This is a genomic window from Streptomyces aureocirculatus (assembly GCF_000720475.1).
Lineage (GTDB): Bacteria > Actinomycetota > Actinomycetes > Streptomycetales > Streptomycetaceae > Streptomyces > Streptomyces aureocirculatus.
Window position 1 is genome coordinate 74,640 of record NZ_JOAP01000006.1, and the last position, 24,553, is coordinate 99,192.

General features: G+C 70.2%; 20 protein-coding genes and 1 riboswitch. Of the genes, 11 read left to right on the top strand and 9 right to left on the bottom strand.

What is annotated here, in order from left to right; genetic code table 11:
- Positions 1-53 precede the first annotated feature (53 nt).
- Positions 54-776 carry a M50 family metallopeptidase gene (locus tag IG78_RS0107780; RefSeq protein WP_030560644.1) on the bottom strand — a complete coding sequence of 241 codons (723 nt, stop codon included), beginning with the start codon at positions 774-776 and terminating at the stop codon, positions 54-56.
- A gap of 49 nt (positions 777-825) precedes the next feature.
- Here IG78_RS0107780 and IG78_RS0107785 point away from each other — a divergent pair, with 49 nt between their 5' ends.
- The 10 genes from IG78_RS0107785 (at position 826) to IG78_RS0107830 (ending at position 11,903) form a co-directional block, all read left to right on the top strand.
- Positions 826-1,641, top strand: a complete 816-nt coding sequence (locus IG78_RS0107785; RefSeq protein WP_030560645.1) for an SOS response-associated peptidase — start codon at positions 826-828, stop codon at positions 1,639-1,641.
- Between the two features lies 1 nt (position 1,642).
- Entirely contained in the window at positions 1,643-2,332 is a 690-nt protein-coding gene (locus IG78_RS0107790) for an alpha/beta hydrolase family protein (protein WP_030560646.1), read from the top strand.
- A gap of 221 nt (positions 2,333-2,553) precedes the next feature.
- On the top strand, positions 2,554-3,237 hold the full coding sequence (locus IG78_RS0107795) for a sigma-70 family RNA polymerase sigma factor (RefSeq protein WP_030560647.1): 684 nt from the start codon (positions 2,554-2,556) through the stop codon (positions 3,235-3,237).
- On the top strand, positions 3,234-3,560 hold the full coding sequence (rsrA, locus tag IG78_RS0107800) for a mycothiol system anti-sigma-R factor (protein ID WP_030560648.1): 327 nt from the start codon (positions 3,234-3,236) through the stop codon (positions 3,558-3,560). Before IG78_RS0107795 ends, rsrA begins: the two co-directional genes overlap by 4 nt.
- A gap of 215 nt (positions 3,561-3,775) precedes the next feature.
- The gene (locus IG78_RS0107805; RefSeq protein WP_078965667.1) at positions 3,776-5,221 is read left to right on the top strand and encodes an HD-GYP domain-containing protein; all 1,446 of its coding nucleotides are present in this window, start codon (positions 3,776-3,778) and stop codon (positions 5,219-5,221) included.
- A complete protein-coding gene (locus tag IG78_RS0107810) occupies positions 5,218-6,537 on the top strand; it encodes an HD-GYP domain-containing protein (protein WP_051852433.1) in 1,320 nt (439 codons plus the stop codon). The genes IG78_RS0107805 and IG78_RS0107810 overlap by 4 nt, the downstream gene beginning before the upstream one ends.
- A gap of 164 nt (positions 6,538-6,701) precedes the next feature.
- A complete protein-coding gene (locus IG78_RS0107815; RefSeq protein WP_030560651.1) occupies positions 6,702-7,682 on the top strand; it encodes a tetratricopeptide repeat protein in 981 nt (326 codons plus the stop codon).
- Between the two features lie 627 nt (positions 7,683-8,309).
- On the top strand, positions 8,310-8,960 hold the full coding sequence (def, locus tag IG78_RS0107820; protein ID WP_030560652.1) for a peptide deformylase: 651 nt from the start codon (positions 8,310-8,312) through the stop codon (positions 8,958-8,960).
- 574 nt (positions 8,961-9,534) lie between these two features.
- Positions 9,535-10,524 (top strand): terpene synthase family protein, encoded by a 990-nt coding sequence (locus IG78_RS0107825; protein ID WP_430738989.1) that lies wholly within the window; start codon positions 9,535-9,537, stop codon positions 10,522-10,524.
- Positions 10,524-11,903 carry a bifunctional albaflavenone monooxygenase/terpene synthase gene (locus IG78_RS0107830; protein WP_030560654.1) on the top strand — a complete coding sequence of 460 codons (1,380 nt, stop codon included), beginning with the start codon at positions 10,524-10,526 and terminating at the stop codon, positions 11,901-11,903. The genes IG78_RS0107825 and IG78_RS0107830 overlap by 1 nt, the downstream gene beginning before the upstream one ends.
- A 37-nt stretch (positions 11,904-11,940) precedes the next feature.
- On the opposite strand, the gene IG78_RS0107835 is transcribed toward IG78_RS0107830, so the two are convergent.
- From IG78_RS0107835 to IG78_RS0107870, 8 genes are all read right to left on the bottom strand, one after another.
- Positions 11,941-12,912 carry a GlxA family transcriptional regulator gene (locus IG78_RS0107835; RefSeq protein WP_030560655.1) on the bottom strand — a complete coding sequence of 324 codons (972 nt, stop codon included), beginning with the start codon at positions 12,910-12,912 and terminating at the stop codon, positions 11,941-11,943.
- 269 nt (positions 12,913-13,181) lie between these two features.
- Positions 13,182-14,138, bottom strand: coding sequence for a ribonucleotide-diphosphate reductase subunit beta (locus IG78_RS0107840; RefSeq protein WP_225882453.1), 957 nt, complete (start codon positions 14,136-14,138; stop codon positions 13,182-13,184).
- A gap of 83 nt (positions 14,139-14,221) precedes the next feature.
- Complete coding sequence (locus tag IG78_RS0107845; protein ID WP_030560657.1) at positions 14,222-16,744, bottom strand: ribonucleoside-diphosphate reductase subunit alpha; 2,523 nt, start codon at positions 16,742-16,744, stop codon at positions 14,222-14,224.
- Between the two features lie 129 nt (positions 16,745-16,873).
- Positions 16,874-17,014, bottom strand: a riboswitch (cobalamin riboswitch).
- A 182-nt stretch (positions 17,015-17,196) separates the two neighbouring features.
- A complete protein-coding gene (gene mctP, locus IG78_RS0107850) occupies positions 17,197-18,822 on the bottom strand; it encodes a monocarboxylate uptake permease MctP (protein WP_030560658.1) in 1,626 nt (541 codons plus the stop codon).
- Positions 18,819-19,100 carry a DUF3311 domain-containing protein gene (locus IG78_RS0107855; RefSeq protein WP_078965981.1) on the bottom strand — a complete coding sequence of 94 codons (282 nt, stop codon included), beginning with the start codon at positions 19,098-19,100 and terminating at the stop codon, positions 18,819-18,821. Before IG78_RS0107855 ends, mctP begins: the two co-directional genes overlap by 4 nt.
- 112 nt (positions 19,101-19,212) lie before the next feature.
- A complete protein-coding gene (locus IG78_RS0107860; RefSeq protein ID WP_030560660.1) occupies positions 19,213-19,413 on the bottom strand; it encodes a YbdD/YjiX family protein in 201 nt (66 codons plus the stop codon).
- Entirely contained in the window at positions 19,410-21,560 is a 2,151-nt protein-coding gene (locus IG78_RS0107865; RefSeq protein ID WP_030560661.1) for a carbon starvation CstA family protein, read from the bottom strand. The genes IG78_RS0107860 and IG78_RS0107865 overlap by 4 nt, the downstream gene beginning before the upstream one ends.
- A gap of 247 nt (positions 21,561-21,807) precedes the next feature.
- A complete protein-coding gene (locus IG78_RS0107870) occupies positions 21,808-22,635 on the bottom strand; it encodes a GntR family transcriptional regulator (protein WP_225882451.1) in 828 nt (275 codons plus the stop codon).
- A 384-nt stretch (positions 22,636-23,019) separates the two neighbouring features.
- Here IG78_RS0107870 and IG78_RS0107875 point away from each other — a divergent pair, with 384 nt between their 5' ends.
- Positions 23,020-24,294, top strand: a complete 1,275-nt coding sequence (locus tag IG78_RS0107875; RefSeq protein WP_030560663.1) for an extracellular solute-binding protein — start codon at positions 23,020-23,022, stop codon at positions 24,292-24,294.
- Positions 24,295-24,553: the final 259 nt, after the last annotated feature.

Sequence of the window (24,553 nt, forward strand, 5' to 3'; positions counted from 1 at the left end):
ACGGCAGCGGGCACCGAACCGCCTCCGGCACGTCGTCCGGCGGCCGTCCGGTGTCACACCGCCAGCAACCAGCGGCCTCCGCCTATCAGCGCGCACAGGGACACGGCGTGGAACAGGAACAGCCACATCCCCGCCGGGACGTGCGTGAGCCGCGCGAGCTGGTCCGCGTCGGAGTCGCCCGCCCCGCCGTGCCTGCGCTTGGCCTGTAGCTCGAAGGCGGGCCGTACGCCGCCGAGGAGCAGGAACCACACCACGGTGTAGGCGAAGGCGGCCTGCACGTCGGTGTTCGCGAGCCAGGACACGCCGAGGAACAGACCGCCCGCGACGATCACGGTCACCGCGCCGTAGGCGTTGCGGATCATCACCAGCATCGCGACGAGCAGTCCCGTGGCGATCCACAGCAGCGCCGTGATGCGGCCCTCGCCGAGCAGCGCGGCACCGCCGAGGCCGAGCAGCGGGGGTGCGGTGTACCCGGCGGCCGCGGTGAGGATCATGCCGAGGCCGGTGGGCTTGCCGCGGCTGACGGTCAGGCCGCTGGTGTCGGAGTGCAGCCGGATCCCGTCCAGACGGCGCCCGGTGAGCAGGGCCACCAGGCCGTGGCCGCCCTCGTGGGCGATGGTGACGGCGTTGCGGGCCACGCGCCAGAAGCCGTGCGGGACGACGACGCACAGGGCGACGACGCCGGTGACGATCACCAGCCACTGCTCGGGTGCGGACTGCGTCCCCGTCAGGCGGTCCCAGAGGTCGCCGAGGCTGGCGGAAGCGGTTGTGTGCATTGCTCGGTCGGCTCCATATTGTCGGCCACGGCATGGCAGTGTGGCACGTATGTGCGGACGATATGCGGCCAGTCGTGGGCCCGAGGATCTCGCGGGGATCTTCGAGGTGGAGAAGTGGGAGCCGGAAGAGGCCCTGGAGCCCGACTACAACGTGGCCCCCACGAAAGAGGTCTACGCCGTCCTCGACCGCCCCCTCAAAGACGCTGAGGAGCCCCGTCCGGTTCGTCAGTTGCGCAAGCTGAAGTGGGGACTCGTGCCGTCCTGGGCGAAGACGCCGGAGGGCGGGGCGCGGATGATCAACGCACGTGCCGAGACGGTGCACGAGAAGCCCTCCTACCGGCGGGCCTTCGCCACCCGCAGGTGCGTGCTGCCCGCGGACGGATATTACGAGTGGGTGACCGGGCAGGCGGAGCGCGAGCTCGAGGTCGAGGGCAAGAAGAAGCGTCCGCGCAAGCAGCCGTACTTCGTGACACCGGCCGACGGGTCGGTGTTCGCGATGGCGGGTCTGTACGAGTTCTGGCGGGACCGCACGCTGCCCGACGAGCACCCGCTGGCCTGGTGGGTGACGTGCTCGGTGATCACGACGGAGGCGGAGACCGCGCCGCTGGCTGCCGCCCCCGGGGAGGGGCCGCGCTCCCTCGCCGACATCCACCCGCGGATGCCGCTGATGCTCACGCCGGACCGCTGGGACGCCTGGCTCGACCCCTCCCGTACGGACGTCGAGGATCTGCGCCCCTTGCTGGCGCCGCCGCCGGAGGGGCTGCTGCGGGCGTACCCCGTCTCCACGGCGGTGAGCAATGTCCGCAACAACGGGCCGGAACTCCTGAAGGAGCTGGAGGGGCCGGAAGAGGGCACACTCTTCTGATGTGACCGAGGACGCACCGAACAGCGAGATCATCCCCACCGACGCGGGTGCGGCCCGCATCACCTGGCACCCGGCGCCGCAGGCGCACCACGTGCTCGCCGTCAGCCACGGCGCCGGCGGCGGCATCGAGGCGCGGGACCTCGTGGCCATCGCCGCCGCGCTGCCCGCGCACGGCGTGACCGTGGCCCTGGTGGAGCAGCCCTGGCGGGTCGCGGGGAAGAAGCTGGCGCCCGCGCCGAAGACGCTGGACACCGGCTGGCGGGGCCTGTGGCCCGCGCTGGAGAACAAGGGCCTGCCCGTGATCGCGGGCGGCCGCAGTGCCGGAGCCCGCGTCGCCTGCCGCACCGCCACCGAGCTGGGCGCCGCGGCCGTGCTCGCCCTCAGTTTCCCTCTGCACCCGCCGGGCAAGCCGGAGAAGTCCCGCGCGGACGAACTGCTCGGCGCCGGGGTGCCCACCCTGGTCGTGCAGGGCGGCAACGACCCCTTCGGCAGGCCCGCGGAGTTCCCGGACGGCACCGGCACCCCGTACACGTACGGAGGCACCGGCACCCCGTACACGTACGAACTCGTCGAGATCCCCTACGGCGACCACTCCTTCGCCGTGCCCAAGCGCGCGGACATCTCTCAGGAGGAAGCCGTGAAGCGGATCACGGACGCCGTCGCCGCGTGGGCGGGAATGCTGGACACATGAGTGCTGTTGTGGCGGACATACCTTGCAAGCCGTTCGCCAAAGAGGGAGCCCACCCCATGGGACCGACCATCTGCCCGAACCGCTCCAGCGCCGCTGACCTGGAGTGGAGCGTGCTGCGCGCACCCAAGGCGGCACCTATTCGGGCGGCGCGCAAAGCGGGTCGTCGTCTATCCTCCGAAACCAGTGGGACCGCTCACGGGACCACGACGTCGTTGGAGGAGGTGGGTCCGGTCACTGGGACCGACGCAGAGACTGAGCACGGCCACTCCGAGCACCCGGAGCGTCCCGCCGGGGGCTCCGAGACGGCCGCGGAGCGCACGGCCCGCTTCGAGCGGGACGCGCTGACGTTCCTCGACCAGATGTACTCGGCGGCGCTGCGCATGACGCGCAACCCGGCGGACGCCGAGGACCTGGTGCAGGAGACCTACGCCAAGGCGTACGCGTCGTTCCATCAGTTCCGTGAGGGCACCAACCTCAAGGCGTGGCTGTACCGCATCCTCACGAACACGTTCATCAACTCGTACCGCAAGAAGCAGCGTGAGCCCCAGCGCAGCGCCGCCGAGGAGATCGAGGACTGGCAGCTCGCGCGGGCCGAGTCGCACATGTCCACCGGTCTGCGCTCCGCCGAGTCGCAGGCGCTCGACCACCTGCCCGACTCCGATGTGAAGAACGCCCTCCAGGCCATCCCGGAGGAATTCCGCATCGCCGTCTATCTCGCGGACGTAGAGGGCTTTGCGTACAAGGAGATCGCGGACATTATGGGTACACCCATCGGTACGGTGATGTCCCGTCTTCACCGGGGCCGCCGCCAACTCCGCGGCATGCTCGAGGACTACGCGCGCGACCGCGGACTGGTCCCGGCCGGTGCCGGAGAGTCGAACGAAGCGAAAGGCTCGGGCTCATGAGCTGCGGAGAGCCGCACGAGACTGATTGCAGTGAAGTCCTGGACCATCTCTATGAGTTCCTGGACCACGAGATGCCGGACAGTGACTGCACCAAGTTCGAGACGCACTTCGAGGAGTGCTCTCCCTGCCTGGAGAAGTACGGCCTCGAGCAGGCGGTGAAGAAGCTGGTCAAGCGTTGCTGCGGCCACGACGACGTGCCGTCCGACCTGCGCGCCAAGGTGATGGGACGGATCGAGCTGATCCGCTCGGGCCAGGCCGTGCCCGAGCACGACCTGACGGCGGCGCCCGGCGACAGCGCGGCCGTTCGGGCCACGGAGGCCTGAGCCGGGCGGCCGTTCCCGTTCCGGTGCCCCCTCGCCGCCGCTTCTCTCTGCCGCCGCTTTCTGTCCTCTTTCTGCGTTTTCTCCGTGCTTTCTGCCGCGTTTTCTACGGGCTTGCTCCGCGCTTTCTCACTCGAAGGTGCTAATTCGCGGCCGTGAGCCGTGGCGTGCCCGACCCCCGTTCTAGTCTCCGGACCTGGATCGGGGAGGAGGTCGCCATGAGCCCGGCTCCACCACGGGCCCGTGGGTACGTCCTGTGCGCCGCCCTGGGCGGCGCGGCCTGTGTCGCGCCCGCGCTCGGCCCGCACACGCGCTGGTCCGTGCTCGCCCTGCTCGCCGTCCTGTACGCCGGGGGCGAGCACGCCGTGCGACGCGACGTCGCCGCCCCCACGTTCTTCCCGGTGCTGCTCGCCGGGGTCTTCCTGCTGCCGCCCGCCGCGGCGGGGCTCGTCGCCGTCCCCGGGGCGCTGTGCGCCCGCGTCGAACGGCGGCCGCGCGGGCTCCGGCGGCTCTGGCGCGCGACGCAGCCGGTCCTGGCCGCCTGGGCCGCCGGGCACGCGTACGCCGCGCTCGACGGGCCCGCCGCCGCCTCCGCGCCCGACTTCCCGTACGTGTTCCTTCCCGCGTCGGCCGCCGTGCTCGCCTTCGCCCTGGTCCTGACCGCACTCGACGGCGGGATCCTGCTGACGGCGGAGCGTGTGCCCGCCAGGACGGCCTGGCGGGGCCTGCTGCCCAGGTCGTTCCCGCCCGTCGCCGTGCACGGGCTCGCCGGGCTGATGATGGCCGTGCTCTGGTCCAGCCCCTACGGCCCGCCTGCGGCACTGCTCGTCCTGTTGCCCATGGGCGTTTCCTGCTGGGTGTTCGCGCAGTACCACCGCGAGCGGTCGGCGCACCGGGCCACCATCCGCGCCCTCGTGCAGGCCGTCGACCTCAAGGACCGGTACACGCGCGGGCACAGCGAGCGGGTGGGCCGCGCCTCCGTGCTCATCGCGCGCGAACTCGGCATGGCCGACGACCGCGTGGAACTGCTGCGCTTCGCCGGAATCCTGCACGACGTGGGCAAGCTCGGGGTCCCCACCCGGCTGCTGCGCAAGGAAGGGCCGCTGACCGCCGAGGAGCGCCGGGTGATCGAGCTGCATCCCGAGTACGGGCACGAGATGGTCCGGGGCATCGGCTTCCTCGGCGAGGCACGGGCCGCCGTCCTGCACCACCACGAACGCATCGACGGCAGCGGCTACCCCTACGGCCTCTCGGGGGCCCAGATCCCCGAGGCCGCACGGGTGGTGGCCGTCGCCGACGCCTTCGACGCGATGACATCGACCCGCTCCTACCGCCGCGCCCGCCCCGTCCCGGCCGCCCTCGCCGAACTGGAGCGCTGCGCGGGAGCCCAGTTCGACGCGACGATGGTAGGGGCGCTCGTGCGGGCTCTGGAGCGGCACGGGTGGGACTCGGAGGTCACGGCGGGGGGTGAGCCCGGTTCCGGGGTCGATGGGCTTGGGGGCGAGGGCGGGAACGCAGGCCTCGGGGGCGAGGGGCTTGGGGGCGAGGCCGGGAGCGTAGGTCTCGGGGGCGAGGGCGTCGAAGGCGAGCGTCTGCGGGGCGGGGGCGAGGGCGGCGCGGCGTCCGGGGCCGCGGGTGGCCGCCCGCGTTCGGCCCGCCGATGACCGCGCGCCCCGCGGTGCGCCTCCCCGCGGCCCTGACGGCCGCGGTCCGGGCCGCCGCCGCCCTCCTCGCCCTCGGTGCGCTCGGCGCGACCCTCTGGCGCGGTGTCGAGGACCCGGGCATCGCGCTGGCCTTCGGAGTGCTCATAGCCGTGGGGGAGCTGGCGCGCTGGGGGAGCGGCAAAGGGCGCGAACCGGCGCCCCTGGGGGCAGCCGGTGCCCTGGCGTACGCCCTCGTGGGGGAGTGCGCGGGCCGCCCCAGTCACCACGGCGTCCTCCAGGTCCTCGCCGTCGTCGTGGCGGCTGGCCTGATCGGCGCCGTACCGCATGTGGCGCTCGGCCGCGGCCCCTGCCTGGACCACATCGCCCGTCGGGTCCTCACCGTCGGCTTCGCCGCGCTGTGCTTCCAGCCCCTGTACAACTCGGGCCGGTTGACGGCGGCCACCGGCCACGGACCGGCGTACGCCGTCGTCATCCTCACGCTCCTCGCGCTCACCGCGCTGTGCGACGCCGTGCTCGCCGCCGCCATGGCGCACGTCCGGTCGGGGTGGCCGTTCGGGCCGCTGCTCAGGGAGGAACTGCGGGGCATGTCCGGCATCGGGCCCGCGGTGTGCGCGACGGGGGCCGTGATGGCCCTCGCCGTCGCCGTGGCGGGGCTGTGGGCGCTGCCGGTCCTCAGTCTCCCGCTGCTCCTCACCCAGCTTGCCTTCCGCAGGTACGCCGCCGTACGGACCACCTACCGGCAGACCATCGCCTCGCTGGCCCGCGCCACCGAGATCGCAGGATGCACCCCCACCGGGCACGCCCGCCGCGTCGCCGACCTCAGCAGGGCCATGGGGCGCGAGCTCGGCCTCGCGGGTCCCGACCTGGGTGTCCTCGAGTACGCCGCCCTGATGCACGACATCGGCCAGCTCTCCCTCGTCGACCCCGTGCCCGAGGGGGCCACCGCCGCCCTGCCCGAGGCCGAGCAGCGCCGCATCGCCCTGCTCGGCGGCGCCGTCGTACGCAGGACGGGGGTCGCGGCCGCCGTGGCGGTGGTGGTGGAGCGCCAGGCCGACCCGTACCGCGAGCAGCCGCTCACCGCCCGCATCGTGCGCACGGCGAACGCATACGACGAAATGGCACGGGCAGAAGGACCGCACGGGCCTCTCGGCGCCCTGGAGCGCCTGCGCCTGGCCACCGGCCGCGACCACCAGCCGGAAGTCGTGGAAGCACTCGCACGGGTGCTTGCGCGGGCGCGGGGGCGGCCCGGGGAACGGCGGCCGGGGGCGGCCCCGGACCGGGGGGCGCGCACCGGGCGGGCGGCGGAGCGCGGGTGACCTCGCCGAGGGTGTGGGGAAAGTCCGTCTGACCCTGCGTCCACCTGGGTAACCCATGGGTAATGAGCGGTCGTCCGACGGTCCGTGGTTGGATGCGAAGGAAGCGCGCGAGCGCGGCAGCACGGAAGCGGGGAAACCCCGACAAGAGCTGGCAGGCGGGAATCGTGAGGATCTTCGGCAAGGGACGACACCGGCCCTCCGCCTCCTGGCGGCAGGCCACCGACCGGGCGTTCACGCTCATCGGCGACGGCCGCTACGAGGACGCGGGCGCGCTCCTGACACGCGCCGCCGACCTTGAGCCCTGGCTGTCCGAGTCCTGGTTCAACCTCGCCCTCCTGCACAAGTTCCGACACGACTGGGATCAGGCGCGGGCCGCGGGGCTGCGGGCCGTGGCGCTCCTGGACCGGTCGGCGGGCGCCCCGGACTGGTGGAACGTGGGCATCGCCGCGACGGCCCTCCAGGACTGGCCGCTCGCCCGCAGGTCCTGGCAGGCGTACGGCCTGAAGGTGCCGGGCGGGGTCGCGGCCACGGGTGAGCCCACGGGCATGGAGCTCGGCAGCGCGGCCGTGCGGCTCTCGCCGGAGGGTGAGGCGGAGGTCGTGTGGGGCCGCAGGCTGGATCCGGCGCGGATGGAGGTGCTCTCCATTCCGCTGCCGTCCTCCGGGCGCCGCTGGGGCGAGGTGGTTCTGCACGACGGGGTGCCGCACGGCGAGCGCACCACGGGCGCCGGGCACTCCTACCCCGTCTTCGACGAGATCGAGCTGTGGGCGCCCTCGCCGGTGCCCACCTGGGTGGTGCTCCTGGAGGCCGCCACGGAGGAGGACAGGGACTCCCTGGAGCGGCTCGCGGCCGACGCCGGCTTCGCCGCGGAGGACTGGTCGTCGTCCGTGCGGTTGCTGTGCCGGATGTGCTCGGAGTCGCGGATGCCCAGTGATGAGGGGGACGGGGAGCATCTGGATCCCCACGATCACAGTGAGCCCGGGCATCCGGGGCCGCTTGGGCACCGGAGTCCCGGTGCGTTGTGGGTGCCTGAGCGCGAGTGTGGGATCGCTGCCCCTGCCGGGCTCGTCCGGGGGCTCCTCGACGGGTGGGTTGCCGACAGTCCTGACTCCCGGGACTGGCGGGACCTGGAAGAGGTCTGCTAGCGCAGGGCTGGGCTGGGTTGCTTGCCTGCGGGCTGCTGGCGCAGGGCCTGGGCTGGGTTGCTTGCCTGCGGGCTGCTGGCGCAGGGCTGAGCCGGATTGCTTGCCTGCGGGCGCGTGGGTGGGTTGTCGCGCTGGCGCGCTCGTCCTCAATCGCCGGACGGGCTCTTTTTCGCGCTGCGCGCTCGTCCTCAAGCGCCGGACGGGCTGAAATGTCACTCTGCGGGCTCGTCCTCGGGTGCCGGGCGAGCTGAGTGTTGACCTGCGCGCTCGTCCTCGGGCGCCGGGCGAGCTGAGTGTTGACCTGCGCGCTCGTCCTCGGGCGCCGGGCGAGCTGAGTGTTGACCTGCGGGCTCGTCCTCGGGTGCCGGGCGAGCTGGAATGTTGCTCTGCGGGCTCGTCCTCGGGTGCCGGGCGAGCTGAGTGTTGACCTGCGGGCTCGTCCTCGGGTGCCGGGCGGGCTGGATGTTGCGCTGTGCGCTCGCCCGCAGGCTCCGGGTGGGCCAGGCCCCCGGCGGGAAAAGGGTGGGTGGGTGGGAGTAAACGCAGCGCCTGCCCGGCGGAGGAGGACGCCGTACCCTGTACGGGCACCACACGCAGCGGTTCCCAGGAAGAAGGCATACGGCGGACATGGCGCAGGACACTGAGCAGCAGCGGCCGGGCGGAGTGCTCCCGGTCGACGACGAGGGCTTCGTCATCGACACGGAGGACTGCGAGGCGCGCGAGACGGCCTACCGGGAGCGCGGCACGTCCCGTCCGATCACGGTCGTCGGCAACCCGGTCCTGCACAAGGAGTGCAAGGACGTCACCGCCTTCGACGACGACCTGGCGAAGCTGATCGACGACATGTTCGCCACCCAGCGCGTCGCGCAGGGCGTCGGCGTAGCCGCGAACCAGGTCGGCGTCGACCTGAAGGTGTTCGTGTACGACTGCCAGGACGACGAGGGCGTGCGGCACGTGGGCGTCGTCTGCAACCCGGTCCTGCAGGAGCTGCCCGCGGACCAGCGCCGCCTGGACGACTCGGGTGAGGGCTGCCTGTCCGTGCCGACGGCGTACGCGCCCCTCGCCCGCCCCGACTACGCGGTCGTGACCGGGCAGGACGAGAAGGGCAACCCCGTCAAGGTGCGCGGCACCGGCTACTTCGCGCGCTGCCTCCAGCACGAGACGGACCACCTGTACGGCTATCTGTACATCGACCGCCTCTCCAAGCGGGAGCGCAAGGACGCGCTGCGGCAGATGGAAGAGGGCACCCCGCGCTACCCCGTCGCGCCGAATGACTGAACTGCGCGACGACTGAGGCGCGCGGGAAACGCGTGACGACAGCGGCCCCTGGTCGGGAACACCCCACTGACCAGGGGCCGTTGGCGTACCCGTGCAAAACCAGACAGGACTGGTTCACGATCAGCCGCCACTGATCCATATTCAGTCACGTAAGGGGATGTTCTCGGCATGCTGGGGTAGTGAATGGCGCAAATGTGTTCCCTGAACGGTCAGTTGTGGTGCTGAATGGAAAGCGCGGGGATACGCAACGGCGCGCGCCCGGCACGGCGGGAGGGGCGTGGGTCCTCAGGCGGTCGAGAGGGGTTTGTTCGTGCCAGCTTCCTCACACAGCACTTCCCAGTCCAACCGGGCGACACGGGTACCGGCAGGGCTTGCGGCATATGCAGCGGAACGCGTCCCGCGGCAACGCCGGAAGCCGGCCGGGGCGGCGCGTCCGGACGTTCGCCGGCGGGTGGTATCCGTACCACCCGCACTGGCTCTGCCGGTGGTGGAGACGGAGTTTCCGCGACATCTGCATCCGCATTGGCCAAAGCTTCAGGAGAACTCGCGGGCATGGCTCCTGGAAAAGCGACTCATGCCCCCCGACAAGGTCGCCGCATATGCCGACGGTCTTTGCTACACCGACCTCGTGGCCGGCTACTACATCGGTGCCCCGGATGAACTGCTGGACGCCATAGCTGACTTGAGCTCCTGGTTCTTCGGCTGGGACGACCGGCACGACCGCGACGCGGTGCACGGCAGGACGGCGCAGTGGCGGCGGCTGTGCCAGGGCCTCCATCGGGCCCTGGAGCACCCGCGGGAGCAACTGGACCACCCGGACCCACTGGTCGCGGGCTTCGCGGACTGTGTCCTGCGGCTCTACGGGCATCTCGGGCCGCGCTGGAACGCGCGCTTCGCCCGGCACTTCCACCCGGTGATCGACGCCTACGACCACGAGTTCGGCAACCGGTGCACCGGGACCGTCCCCGACGTCGCGGCGTACGTGGAACTGCGCCGCCTCACCTTCGCGCACTGGGTGTGGATCGATCTGCTCGAACCCACCGCTCGCTGCGAATTACCGGACGCGGTGCGGAAAAACCCGGCCTATCGCGCGGCGGCGCTCGCGACCCAGGATTTCTCCGCCTGGTACAACGACCTCTGCTCGCTCCCCAAGGAATTGGCGGGCGACGAGGTGCACAACCTCGGGATATCCCTCATCCAGCACCAGGGACTCTCGCTCCAGGAGGCGGTCGCGGAAGTCCACAGGAGAGTGAGCGACTGCGTCCGTGATTTCCTTGCGGCAGAGCCGGAAGTCCTCCGGCTTGCCGCCGATCTGAAGGACGGCAGCGTCTCCGGAAGGAAGCTGAGCGCCGCGCTGCAATCCTGTCTCTTCAATATGCGGAACTGGTTCAGTTCCGTGTACTGGTTCCACCACGAGTCCGGCAGATATCGCGTCGAGAGTTGGGACGACCAAACCCTCCCGCCGTATGTCTCGGACACCGGCGCGCCCGAATTCCCGGGCACCATGGCGACAGGAATATCCGGCACCGCACTGGCAGAAACCGATCCCTCCGGTGGTGAATGATGACCGTCGAATCAGCCGCGTCCGCGATACCCGCTCCCGCTGCCCCGAAAGGGCTCCGCACCCCACCCGTGGTCCCGGGCGGAGCACCGCTTCTCGGCCACGCCTGGAACCTCGTACGCGACCCGCTCGGCTTCCTCGCGGCCCTGCGTGACCATGGGGATCTCGTCCGCATCCGGCTCGGGCCCAGGACCGCCTACGCGGTGTGCGCACCCGAACTCGTCGGCGAGATGCTCAAGAGCCCCGAGTACATCGTGGGCGGGCCGCTGTGGGACACCTTGGAGGTCCTGCTCGGCAAGGGCGTCGCGACCAGCAACGGCCCGCTGCACCGTCGTCAGCGCCGGATGATGCAGCCCGCGTTCCGGCCCGAGCGCATCGCCGACTACGCCCGCGTGATGGCGGAGGAGGCACAGGCGACGGCCGCGCGCTGGGAGGACGGCAGCACGGTGGACGTCGGCGCGGAGATGTTCCGCACCGCCGTGCGCATCGTGTCCCGCTCGCTCCTGGAGGTCGAGTCGATCGGTGAGAAGGCGGACCGGATCAGCGATTCGCTGCACACCGTCTTCGAAGGTCTCTACCGCCGCATGGTGCTCTCCGTCGGACCCCTCTACCGGGTGCCGACCCCCGCCAACCGGCGCTTCGCCCGCGCGCTCGCCGATCTGCACGCACTCGTCGACGAGATCATCGCCGAACGCCGTGCCCGCGGGAACGGCAGCGAACAGGACCTCCTCGCCGTATTGCTCGCGGCGCACGACGAATCCGGGCAGCCGCTGACGGACCGGGAGATCCACGACCACGTGGTCTCGCTCGTCGTGGCGGGCGCGGAGAATGTCGCGTCCACCTTGGCGTGGGCGTTCCATCTGCTCACCGAACACCCCGAGCAGGAAAGGCGGTTGGTTGAAGAAGTAAATGCCGTGACGCGGGGGCGCCCGGTCGCCTTCGCCGATCTCAAGGAGCTGCGGCACACACGCAATGTCGTCACGGAGGCGATGCGTATACGGCCGGCCGCGTGGATTTTCACGCGCCGCTCGGTGGCAGGGACCAGCCTCGGCGGCTTTTCGATTCCGGCCGGCGCGGACATCGTCTACAGCGTGTACGCGATGCAGCGTGATCCGCGTTCCTTCGAGCGGCACCTGGAGTTCGACCCGGACCGCTGGAATCCGGAACGCGCGGCCGACGTACCGGAGTTCGCGATGATGCCGTTCAGTGTCGGCAACCGGAAGTGCCCGGGCGATCACTTCAGCCTGGCGGAGCTGACCATCATCCTGGCCACCGTCGCGCCGAGGTGGCGGCTCCGGCGGGTCGGGCGGACCGACACGGACACCAAGGTGGGCATCACGCTGCACCCGAGGAAGCTGGTCCTGCGGGCCGAGCGCCGCTGACGCCCGCCCCGGCCCGGGCGCAGGACCGCCCCCTCTTTCAGGCGGCGGAGCCGGTGCCCGGGCCGCGGAACGTACGCCGGTAGCTGTTCGGTGTGGTGCCGAGGGCGCGCACGAACTGGTGGCGCAGGGCGGCCGCGTTCCCGAACCCCGACCGGTAAGCGATCGTGTCCACGGTCTCGTCGGTCGTCTCCAGGAGCTCCTGGGCGCGCAGCAGACGCTGGCGCAGCAGCCAGCGGTAGGGCGTGGTGCCGGTCTCCTGCTGGAAGCGGCGGGCGAAGGTGCGCGGGGACATGTGCGCGCGGGCGGCCAGCCGGTCGACGGTCACCTCCTGGTCGAGGTGGCGCTCCATCCAGGCCAGGACCTCGCCGACGGTGTCGCACCGGGTGCGGGGCAGCGGCCGCTCGATGTACTGCGCCTGGCCGCCGTCGCGGTGCGGCGGCACGATCATGCGGCGGGCGATGGCGTTGGCGACCTCCACGCCGTTCTCCCTGCGGACCAGGTGCAGACAGGCGTCGATGCCCGCGGCGGTGCCCGCGGAGGTGATGACCGGGTCCTCGTCGACGTACAGCACGTCCGGTTCGACGACGGCACGCGGAAAGCGGCGCATCAGTTCCTCGGCGTGCCGCCAGTGCACCGCGCAGCGCCGCCCGTCGAGAAGACCGGCCGCGCCGAGCACGAAGACACCGGTGCAGACGCTGAGCACCCGGGTGCCGCGGTCGGCGGCGCGGCGCAGGGAGTCGAGCAGCTCGGGCGGGAAGTCCCTGGTGACGTAGGAGTCACCTGCCGGGACGGTGATGAGGTCGGCCTCTTCGAGCCGTTCGAGGCCGTACGCGGTGATGATCGCGTAACCGGCGTGGGTGGAGAGCACCGGGCCCTCGGCGGATGCGACGGCGAAGTCGTACACCGGCAGCCCCTCGTCGCTGCGGTCGAGCCCGAAGACCTCGGACACCACGCCGAGTTCGAAGGGATGCACACCGTCGAGCACCACGGCGGCCACGTTGGTCAGCATGCCGTCAGTGTGCCGCAGCTCTGGCAGGAAATCGAGGCTGTACGGCAGTACTGCCACTGCCGTACGCGGACGGCCGCCGCGAGAGTGGACGTCATGAACGCACATGACGTACTCGACACGGCGGCCGTCCTCGGAGTCTTCCTGCTCATGGCGCTGCCCTCACTCATCGGCCACGCGCACGACCGGCGGATCGACCGCCAGCTCCGGGACGCGGAGCGAGGGAGCCCAAGGCCTCAGAACTCGCCCAGGGCCCAGAACTCGCCCGGGCCTCAGAACTCGTCGTCGAAGGAGACCGAGCCCTCCACGGCGACCTGGTACGCCGACGGGCGCCGCTCGAAGAAGTTGGTCAGCTCCTGCACGCCCTGAAGCTCCATGAACGAGAACGGGTTCTCGGAGCCGTAGACCGGCGCGAAGCCCAGGCGCTGGAGGCGCTGGTCGGCGACGCACTGCAGGTACTCGCGCATCGAATCGGTGTTCATGCCGGGCAGACCGTCACCGCACAGGTCGCGCGCGAACTGCAGCTCGGCGTCGACCGCCTCCTTCAGCATGTCCGTGACCTGCTGCTCAAGCGCGTCGTCGAAGAGCTCCGGCTCCTCCTTGCGCACGGTGTCCACGACGTCGAAGGCGAAGCTCATGTGCATCGTCTCGTCACGGAACACCCAGTTGGTGCCGGTGGCCAGGCCGTGCAGCAGGCCCCGGCTGCGGAACCAGTAGACGTAGGCGAAGGCACCGTAGAAGAACAGGCCCTCGATGCACGCCGCGAAGCAGATCAGGTTCAGCAGGAAGCGGCGCCGGTCGGCCTGGGTCTCCAGGCGGTCCAGCTTCTCCACCGAGTCCATCCACCGGAAGCAGAACTCGGCCTTCTCCCGGATGGAGGGGATGTTCTCCACCGCCGCGAAGGCCGCGTTGCGGTCCTCGGGGTCGGGCAGATAGGTGTCGAGCAGCGTCAGATAGAACTGGACGTGCACGGCCTCCTCGAAGAGCTGCCGGCTCAGATAGAGCCGCGCCTCGGGGGAGTTGATGTGCTTGTACAGGGTGAGGACGAGGTTGTTCGCCACGATCGAGTCGCCGGTCGCGAAGAACGCGACCAGGCGGCCGATCAGGTGCTGCTCCTCGGGCGTCATCTTCGCCAGGTCGGTCACGTCCGAGTGGAGGTCGACCTCCTCGACGGTCCAGGTGTTCTTGATCGCGTCGCGGTAGCGCTCGTAGAAGTCCGGGTAGCGCATCGGGCGCAGCGTCAGCTCGAAGCCGGGGTCGAGCAGGTTCTTCTCACCACTGGTGTTCGTGGTGTGCAGTTCGGACTGGGACGTCACTGGCAGGCCTCGCAGGACTCGGGGTTTTCCAGGGAGCAGGCGACCGCCTCGGGGTCGCTCGCCTGCTGGGGGACGGGGGCGGGGGCGGGGGTGGCCGTGGCGGCGGAGCCCCCGGCCGCGCGGGCGATGCGCGTCGCCGGGCGCGAGCGCAGGTAGTACGTGGTCTTCAGGCCGCGCTGCCAGGCGTAGGCGTACATCGAGGAGAGCTTGCCGATGGTCGGCGTCTCCAGGAACAGGTTCAGGGACTGCGCCTGGTCCAGGAACGGCGTGCGGTCGGCGGCCATGTCGATGAGCCCCCGCTGCGGGATCTCCCAGGCCGTGCGGTACAGCGTCCGGACCTCCTCGGGCACCCGGTCGAAGCCCTGCACCGAGCCGTTGGCCTCGCGCAGCGCCTCCCTGGTCTGCGCGTCCCACACGCCGAGCCGCTTGAGCTCCTCCACCAGGTAGGTGTTGACCTGGAGGAACTCGCCGGACAACGTCTCGCGCTTGAACAGGTTGGAGACCTGCGGCTCGATGCACTCGTACACACCCGCGATGGACGCGATGGTGGCGGTCGGCGCGATGGCCAGGAGCAGCGAGTTGCGCATGCCCGTGGCGGCGACGCGCTCCCGCAGCGCCGCCCACCGCTCGGGCCAGGTGAGCCGCACGCCGTAGTGGTCGGGGTGCAGGACACCGCGCGCGGTGCGGGTCTTCTCCCAGGCGGGGAGGGGGCCGTTGCGCTCGGCGAGGTCGGCGGACGCCTCGTACGCGGAGAGCATCACGCGCTCGGCGATCCGGGTGGAGAGGGCGCGCGCCTCGGGCGCGTCGAAGGGCAGCTTCAACTGGAAGAAGACGTCCTGGAGGCCCATGGCGCCGAGGCCCACCGGACGCCACTTGCTGTTCGAGCGCTCGGCCTGCTCGGTGGGGTAGAAGTTGATGTCGACGACCCGGTCGAGGAAGGTGACGGCGGTGCGCACGGTGGCGTCGAGCCGCTCCCAGTCGATGTCGCCCGCCGCGATGTCCACGAACGCGCCGAGGTTCACCGAGCCCAGGTTGCACACGGCCGTCTCATCGTCGTCCGTGACCTCCAGGATCTCCGTGCAGAGGTTGGAGGAGTGGACGGTGTGGCCGGGCTCCGCGGTCTGGTTGGCGGTGCGGTTGGCGGTGTCCTTGAAGGTCATCCAGCCGTTGCCGGTCTGCGCGAGGGTGCGCATCATCCGGCCGTACAGGTCGCGCGCGGGGATGGTCTTCCGCGCGAGACCCGCCGCCTCCGCCTTCCGGTACGCGGCGTCGAACTCCTCGCCCCACAGGTCGACCAGCTCGGGCACGTCGGCGGGGGAGAACAGCGACCACGGCTTGTCGGCGGCGACGCGGCGCATGAACTCGTCCGGGATCCAGTGCGCCAGGTTCAGGTTGTGGGTGCGCCGGGCGTCCTCGCCGGTGTTGTCCCGCAGCTCCAGGAACTCCTCGATGTCGGAGTGCCAGGTCTCCAGGTAGACGGCGGCGGCGCCCTTGCGCCTGCCGCCCTGGTTCACCGCGGCGACGGAGGCGTCGAGGGTCTTCAGGAACGGCACGATGCCGTTGGAGTGCCCGTTGGTGCCGCGGATCAGCGAGCCGCGCGAGCGGATGCGGGAGTACGAGAGCCCGATGCCGCCCGCGTGCTTGGAGAGCCGCGCCACCTGGTGGTACCGGTCGTAGATGGAGTCCAGCTCGTCGAGCGGCGAGTCGAGCAGGTAGCAGCTCGACATCTGCGGGTGCCGGGTGCCGGAGTTGAAGAGCGTGGGCGAGGACGGCAGATAGTCCAGGCGGCTCATCAGGCCGTACAGGGAGGCGACCTCGTCGAGCGCCCGCTCGCTCTCGTTCTCGGCGAGACCCGCGGCCACGCGCAGCATGAAGTGCTGCGGCGTCTCGATGACCTTGCGGGTGATCGGGTGCCGCAGGAGGTAGCGGCTGTGCAGCGTGCGCAGGCCGAAGTAGCCGAAGCGGCGGTCGGCGCCGTCGGCGAGCGCGGCGTCCACGAGCGCGTCCAGGCGGGCGGTGTGCCGGAGGGTGAACTCGGCGGTGCGGTCCGCGATCAGGCCTTCGCGGTGGCCGACGGCGACCGAGTCGGAGAACGACGTGACGCCCTGGGAAGCGGCTTCCTCGCGGATGCCGATGCTCAGGAGCCGGGCGGCGAGCCGGGAGTAGGCGGGGTCCTCGGAGATGAGTCCGGCGGCGGCCTCGGTGGCCAGCTCCCGCAGCTCCTGCTCGTCGGCCTTCACCGAGCGGCCCCGCAGGGCGGCGGCGGCGACCCGGCCGGGGTCGGCGTCGGGGAGGTCGGCGGTGAGGTCGGTCAGGGTGCGCAGCAGGACGGCGCCGGGTCCTTCGGTGCCGGGTACGGCCTGTCCGGGCGCGGCCTGTCCGGGTCCTTCAGTGCCGGGCGCGGCCTGTCCGGGTACGGCCTGTCCGGGCTCGGCCTGTCCTGCCGGGGCCTGGTGGCCGGTCTCGGCGGGCTTCTGCTCGGCCTGCGCTGACGCTGGCTCGGCGGGCGCGATGGTCACGTGGTGCTCTCCCTCGCTCGGCTCTGGGCCTTCGGGGAGGGGAAGGGCACGCGTGCGCCCGCGCAGGGGCGACTCCGCGTCCACCAACCCATTCCACGAGGCCCGGACGTCTCGGTACCCGGACCGGACGATCCGGGTACGCCGTCGGCAGGTCGTCGGACTCACTGGCACAGGGTGTGGCGCGAGCGCCCAAATGCGTACCAGTACACCGTTGCGGGACAGTTCCGGACTTGCACCGGATTCCCCTGCGGCGACAGCGAGCACGAGCATACATCTTGTGTCCGGTGGTGCGGGGCATGCCCACATCTTGTGTCGGGTGTGTTGCCCGCCACCCCAGGGCAGACACGACAAACGGGCCGCCGAACGAATCGGCGGCCCGTGTCACGTACGGGAATCCCCTACGGAAGGGGTGGGAAAAGACTACTGGCTCAGTGGCTCGGGCCAGTACCGGATCAGTGCCCCGAACCCGCCCCCATGGTGGGCAGCTCGACCTTCACGCCCTTGTCCCCGGCGTCGGCGGTGTAGTCCTCGGGGGAGGTCTCGTCGATGCCCTCGGGGGCCTTGAGAGCCTTCAGGACGAAGGTGAGGACCACGGTCACGACCACGTTCAGGACGAAGGCCGTCAGGCCGATGTAGCCGATCTCACCGATGCCCGGGATCTCCTTGGACGAGCCGCCGAAGTGCGCTTGCGTCGGCGAGGCCACCCCGTACGCGGCGACCGTTCCGTAGATCATGCCGACCGCCCAGCCCGCGAGCAGCGCCCACCGGTGGAACCAGCGGGTGAACAGGCCGCCGACGAGCGCGGGCATGGTCTGCAGGATCCAGATGCCGCCGAGCAACTGGAAGTTGATCGCGACGGTCTTGTCCATGGTGAGCACGAAGGCGAGCGCGCCCACCTTCACCAGGAGCGAGACCAGCTTGGAGACCTTGGTCTCCTGTGCCGGGGTCGCGTCGGGGCGGATGAAGTCCCGGTAGATGTTGCGGGTGAAGAGATTCGCTGCCGCGATGGACATGATGGCGGCGGGCACGAGCGCGCCGATGCCGATCGCCGCGAAGGCGACCCCGGTGAACCAGTCCGGGAACATGTCCTCGAAGAGCTGCGGAATGGCCAACTGCCCGTTCTCGACCTTGACTCCGGCGGCGATCGCCATGAAGCCGAGCAGTGCGAGCAGGCCGAGCATCAGGGAGTACAGCGGCAGGATGGTGGTGTTGCGGCGGATCACGTCGCGGCTGCGCGAGGAGAGCGTCGCGGTGATCGAGTGCGGGTACATGAAAAGGGCGAGCGCGGAGCCGAGCGCCAGGGTGGCGTAGGTCCAGGTGCCCGCGTCACCCGGCACCAGAGCCCCGACCGGCTTCCCGGTGGCCTCGTTCGTCGCGGAGAACTTCTCGTTGGCCGCCTGGAAGATCTCGTCGAAGCCGCCGAGCTTGATCGGGATGTAGATGATGGCCACCGCGATCACGATGTAGATCAGGGTGTCCTTCACGAACGCGATCAGCGCGGGTGCCCGCAGTCCTGACGAGTACGTGTACGCGGCGAGCACGCCGAAGGCGATGAGCAGCGGCAGGTCCTTGATGAACCAGTTGGTGTCCTCGCCGCCGCCGACGCCCATCACGTCCAGGACGGCCTGGATGCCGACCAGTTGGAGCGCGATGTACGGCATGGTCGCGAGGATGCCGGTGATCGCCACGGCGAGGGAGAGCCCCTTGGAGCCGAAGCGCCCGCGGACGAAGTCCGAGGTGGTGACGTACCCGTGCTTGTGCGAGACGGACCACAGACGGGGCAGGAAGGTGAAGATCAGCGGGTAGACCAGGATGGTGTAGGGCACGGCGAAGAAGCCGGCCGCGCCCGCCGCGTAGATCGCCGCGGGGACGGCCACGAAGGTGTACGCGGTGTAGAGGTCGCCGCCGAGCAGGAACCAGGTCACCCAGGTCCCGAACGACCGGCCGCCCAGGCCCCACTCGTCGAGGCTGTCGCTCTCGGCCCTGCGCCAGCGGGCCGCGAGGAAGCCCATGACGGTGACGGCGATGAAGAAGAAGATGAAGACGGCGAGTGCGACGCCGTTGACGCCGTCGTTCACCGGGACGCCCTTTCGCTGAGGTCCTGGGAGTCCCGGAGAGCCTTGCGGGCGCGCTGGTCACGCTGCCACAGTTGGTACGCGATCATCGTGAGCACGGTCGATATGAGGACCCACAGCATCTGGTACCAGTAGAAGAAGGGGATGCCGATGAAGGTCGGGTCGGCCTTCGCGTAGGAGCTCACCCAGAGCATCGCCACGAAGGGTGCGACGAGGCACAGGGCGATGACCACCCGGACCGGTGTGACCACCGGTGGACTCACTTCAGGCGCATCTGGCATACCGTGGCTCCCGTTCGCTCACTTATCCCATGCTTAACGTGCGGGAAATCTAAGCGACGGGTCTCGCGGTACGGAACCCCTGTCCGTATAACGGACAGATCAAAATGCCCGCTCAGCAGCAGCGGAACCCTTGCCGGGGGTCCGACTCCTGCCGGTCCGTCCGCATCCGCTCGAACACGCGGCGGCTCGGCACGGTGGCGGCCGGATGGTCCTTGCGTACGTGCGCCACGTACCGCTCGTACGCGGACTCGTCCGTCAACTCCCGTACGTACCAACGGGCCCAGCGCGCCGCGCGGCGCAGCGCAGCGATCATGACGCGTCCCGGGGAGCCGCGGGCGCGGCCGACGCGGCGGCCAGCTCGGCCTTCTCCTCCGCGGTCGGGAAGAGACCCGCGGGGGCCACCGTCCTCGACTCCACGAACGGCGCCTCGCTCAGCTTCGAGGACAGCGGGTCGCGGACGTGTCGTACGCAGATGCGCAGCGCGTCCACGACGACGATGACGATGAGCAGCGCGAGGGCGGCCGAAAGCACACCGTCCACCGTGGAGTTGGTGACGACGGTGTGCATGTCGTCCATCGACTTGGCGGGCGGCAGGACCTTGCCGTCGTCGATGGCGTCCTGGTAGATCGAGCGCTGCTTGAAGAAGCCCACCCGTGGATCGCTGGAGAACACCTTCTGCCAGCTCGCGGTGAGCGTCACGGTGGCGTCCCAGGCCAGCGGCACCCCGGTGATCCAGGCCCACTTGAGGCGTCCGGACTTCACGAGCAGGGTGGTGCAGACGGCGAGCGCGACCGCCGCGAGCAGTTGGTTGGCGATGCCGAAGATCGGGAAGAGCTGGTTGATGCCGCCGAGCGGCTCGTGCACGCCGACCCACAGGAAGTAGCCCCACGCACCGGTCACGGCGGCGCTGGTGAGGACGAGGCCCGGCTTCCAACCGATGTTCTTGAAGGGCTTGTAGACGTTGCCGAGCATGTCCTGGAGCATGAAGCGGCCCACGCGCGTGCCCGCGTCGAGCGCGGTCAGGATGAACAGCGCCTCGAACATGATCGCGAAGTGGTACCAGAACGCCCGCAGCGAGTCACCGGTGACCTTCGAGAAGATCTCGGACACGCCGATCGCGAGGGTGGGCGCGCCGCCCGTGCGCGAGAGCAGCGAACTCTCCTCGACGTTCTTGGCCGCCTGGGCCAAGTCCTCGGGGGAGATGGTGTATCCGAACCCCGCGACCGCCTTCGACGCCTCCTGCACGGTGTCGCCGACCACGCCCGCGGGCGCGTTCATCGCGAAGTACAGGCCGGGGTCGATGATGCTGGCGGCCACCAGGGCCATGATCGCCACCGCCGACTCCATCAGCATGGAGCCGTACCCGATCATCCGGACCTGCGTCTCCTTCTGGATCATCTTCGGCGTCGTGCCGGAGGCGATCAGGGAGTGGAATCCGGAGAGCGCGCCGCATGCGATCGTGATGAAGACGAACGGGAAGAGCGAGCCCGCGAAGACCGGGCCGTCACCGCGCGAGGCGAAGTCGGTGACCGGGTCCATCTTCAACGTAGGCAGGGAGATGAGGACCCCGAGCGCGAGCAGCACGATGGTGCCGATCTTCATGAACGTCGACAGATAGTCGCGCGGCGCGAGCAGCATCCACACCGGCAGGATCGAGGCGACGAAGCCGTACGCGACCAGCCAGATCACCAGTGTCGACGGCGCCAGCGTGAACGCGTCCGCCCACGACGACTCCGCCACCCACCGCCCCGCGACCAGCGCGAAGAGCAGCAGCGCGACGCCGATGAGCGACACCTCGCTGACCCTGCCGGGCCGCAGGACGCGCAGATAGAACCCCATGAACAGGGCGATCGGGATCGTCATCGCGATGGAGAACGTGCCCCACGGCGACTCGGCGAGCGCGTTCACGATGACGAGGGCGAGCACCCCGAGCAGGATGATCATGATGGCGAAGGCGGCGAGCAGCGCCGCGGCGCCGCCGAAGGGACCGATCTCGTCGCGCGCCATCTGACCGAGCGAGCGGCCGTCGCGGCGCGTGGAGAAGAACAGCACCACCATGTCCTGCACGGCGCCCGCGAAGATCACGCCCGTGATGATCCAGATGGTGCCGGGCAGATAGCCCATCTGCGCGGCGAGCACGGGCCCGACGAGCGGCCCCGCCCCGGCGATCGCGGCGAAGTGGTGACCGAGCAGCACCCGCCGGTCGGTGGGGTGGTAGTCGATGCCGTTGTCGAGCCGCTCGGCGGGGGTGGCCCGGCGTTTGTCGACCTTCAGGACCTTGTGCGCGATGAACTTCGCGTAGAAGCGGTAGGCGATGGCGTACGAGCCGAGGGCGGCGGCCACCATCCAGGCGGCGGACACCTCCTCGTCGCGGGAGAGCGCGAGTACGGTCCAGCCCGCGGCGCCGACCAGGCCGACGACTGTCCAGAGGGCGATGCTCTTGGGGTTGGCTGTGCGCACGGGCCGTCCTCCCGTTCACGTTCATGCGGTGACGGGAGGACGGTAGGGCAGGAATGTGATCTGCGCCATGGGGCGGGCGGGACTGTGCCCGTACGGGTTCTCGCGGGGTGCTCGTGCGATGCCCGTACGAGCGCCGCGCGGGGTCGGTCCTCGGGCGGCGCTACGGGGGCGGTCCTGGGGGCGGCGCTACGGGGTCGGTCCTGAGGGCGGTGCTACCGGGTCAGTCCTGAGGGCTGCGCTACCGGGGTCAGTCCTGAGGGCGCTTGAGGCGGGCCACGAATTTGTAGCGGTCGCCCCGGTAGACCGACCGCACCCACTCCACCGGCTGGCCGCCGCCGTCCACCGAGTGCCGCGACAGCATCAGCATCGGCAGGCCCACGTCGGTGCCGAGCAGCCCGGCCTCGCGGGGGGTGGCCAGGGAGGTCTCGATGGTCTCCTCGGCCTCCGCGAGGTGTACGCCGTACACCTCCGCGAGCGCCGTGTAGAGCGAGGTGTACTTCACCAGGGAGCGTCGAAGCGCCGGGAAGCGCTTGGCCGACAGGTGCGTGGTCTCGATGGCCATCGGCTCGCCGCTGGCCAGGCGCAGCCGCTCGATGCGCAGGACGCGACCGCCCGCGGTGATGTCGAGGAGCCCCGCGAGGGTGTCGTCGGCGGTGATGTAGCCGATGTCGAGGAGCTGCGAGGCCGGCTCCAGGCCCTGGGCCTTCATGTCCTCGGTGTACGAGGTGAGTTGCAGGGCCTGCGAGACCTTGGGTTTGGCCACGAAGGTGCCCTTGCCCTGGATACGCTCCAGACGGCCCTCGACGACCAACTCCTGGAGGGCCTGGCGGACCGTGGTGCGGGAGGTGTCGAACTCGGCGGCGAGGGTGCGCTCGGGCGGGACCGGGGTGCCGGGCGGCAGCGTCTCGGTCATGTCGAGCAGATGCCGCTTCAGGCGGTAGTACTTGGGCACGCGCGCCGGGCGGACCGACTTTCCGGGGCCCGAGCCGTCCGCCGTGGCGGAGACGGTCGCGCTCACGGACGCCGTCGCGGACGTGTCCGCCCCGGCCTGGGTGCTGCCCGCCTCTGTCCCCATGCTCCGCCTTCCGGGCTCCTGTGCTGCTGTTGTCGCCGGCTCCTGTGCTGTGGTCACCGGGTCCTCCGTCTGTCGCGGCTCACATCGTGGCACGGTCCGGGGCGAGGGGCTCCCTCCGCTCGTGCGAAGGTCGCGCGAGGCCGTGATCCCGGGGGAATTCCGGGGCACGACAAAGGCCCGAACCCCCTCAGGTGTCGGTCCGATAACGGACGTGACTGCCCTTCTTATACACCCTTGACACCTATAAAGGTCTAGGCCAAGCTCCCCGTACTGGTCTACACCATTAAAGACCAGGTCCAGTCCCACGGGCAGTCTTTCGGTCCTTTCTCGGTCCTCTTGGTCGCTGCGGGTGGGGGGTTGGCTGGCATCCAAAGGAGGATGACTGTGAAGCGCAAGCTCATAGCGGCTATCGGTGTCGCGGGCATGTTGGTCTCGGTCGCGGCGTGTGGCGGCGACGACAAGGACGACAAGAAGTCCGGGGCGGACGGCTTCAAGGGCGAGACCCTGACGCTCTGGGCGATGGACGGCTCGACGCCGGACCAGTGGCAGAAGGATGTTACTGCCGCCTTCGAGAAGAAGACCGGCGCGAAGCTGAAGTTCGAGGTCCAGGAGTGGAACGGCATTCAGCAGAAGCTGACGACCGCCCTCTCCGAGGAGAACCCGCCGGACGTCTTCGAGATCGGCAACACCCAGACCGCCGCGTACGCCAAGACCGGTGGCCTCGCCGAGCTCGGTGACCTCAAGGAGACCATCGGCGCCGACTGGGCCGAGTCCATGAACAAGGCCTCGGTCACCGACGGCAAGCAGTACGCCGCTCCGTGGTTCGTGCTCAACCGCGTCGTGGTCTACAACAAGAAGATCTGGGCCGAAGCCGGCATCAAGGAGCTTCCCAAGACCCGCGACCAGTTCCTCAAGGACCTCAAGCAGATCGGCGAGAAGACCGACGCCGAGCCGATCTACCTGCCCGGCCAGAACTGGTACCACTTCGTCGGCCTGACCATCGGTGAGGGCGCCGAGCTGGTCAAGAAGGACGGCGACAAGTACGTCTCCAACCTCGGCGACCCCAAGGTCGCCGCGGCCATGAAGACCTACAAGCAGTTCGCGGACCTCTCCAAGGCCCCCAAGAACAAGGACGAGGCCACCCCGCAGCAGGCCGAGGTCTTCGCCAAGGGCAAGACCGGCGCCTTCATCGGCATGAGCTGGGAAGCCCCCACCGCCATCAAGGCCAACCCGAAGATCGAGAAGGACATCGGCTTCTTCACGATCCCCGGCGCCACCGCGGACAAGCCCGAGGGCGTCTTCCTCGGCGGCTCCAACCTCGCGATCGCCGCGACCAGCAAGAAGCAGGAGCTCGCCAAGGAGTTCCTCAAGATCGCGCTGTCCGACAAGTTCGAGGGCCAGCTCGCCAAGGAAGGCGGCGTGATCCCGAACAAGAAGGCCCTGGAGTCCAACCTCAAGGGCAACGCGGCCGCCGAGGCCGCCGCTCCCGCCGCCGCCGGCGGCGGCACCACCCCGCTGATCCCGGAGTGGGGCGCGGTCGAGAACCCGCCGAACCCGCTCAAGAACTACATGACCGCGGTGCTCAACGGTAAGTCGCCCGAGGACGCCGCAGAGCAGGTCGAGGGCGACCTCAACAAGCGCCTGTCGCAGAAGCAGTAACAACGCAGACCCCGCCGGGGGCGGCGGGTGAACCGACCCCGCCGCCCCCGGCGTACCCATGTGTGTCCCGCGTACCCATGTGTGTCCCGCGCCGATCCGGCGCGAGCCCGCGTGGCCCGCGCCGCTCCGGTGTGAGCCCCGCGTTCTCGTGCCGCTGCGGCGCAATCCGGTTCCTCGCGCCGTCCTTCGGCGCAACCCGTGTTCTTCGCGCCTTTCCCGGCGCGGCCCCGCGTTACCGGCGCTGTCATCGGCGCCGCCC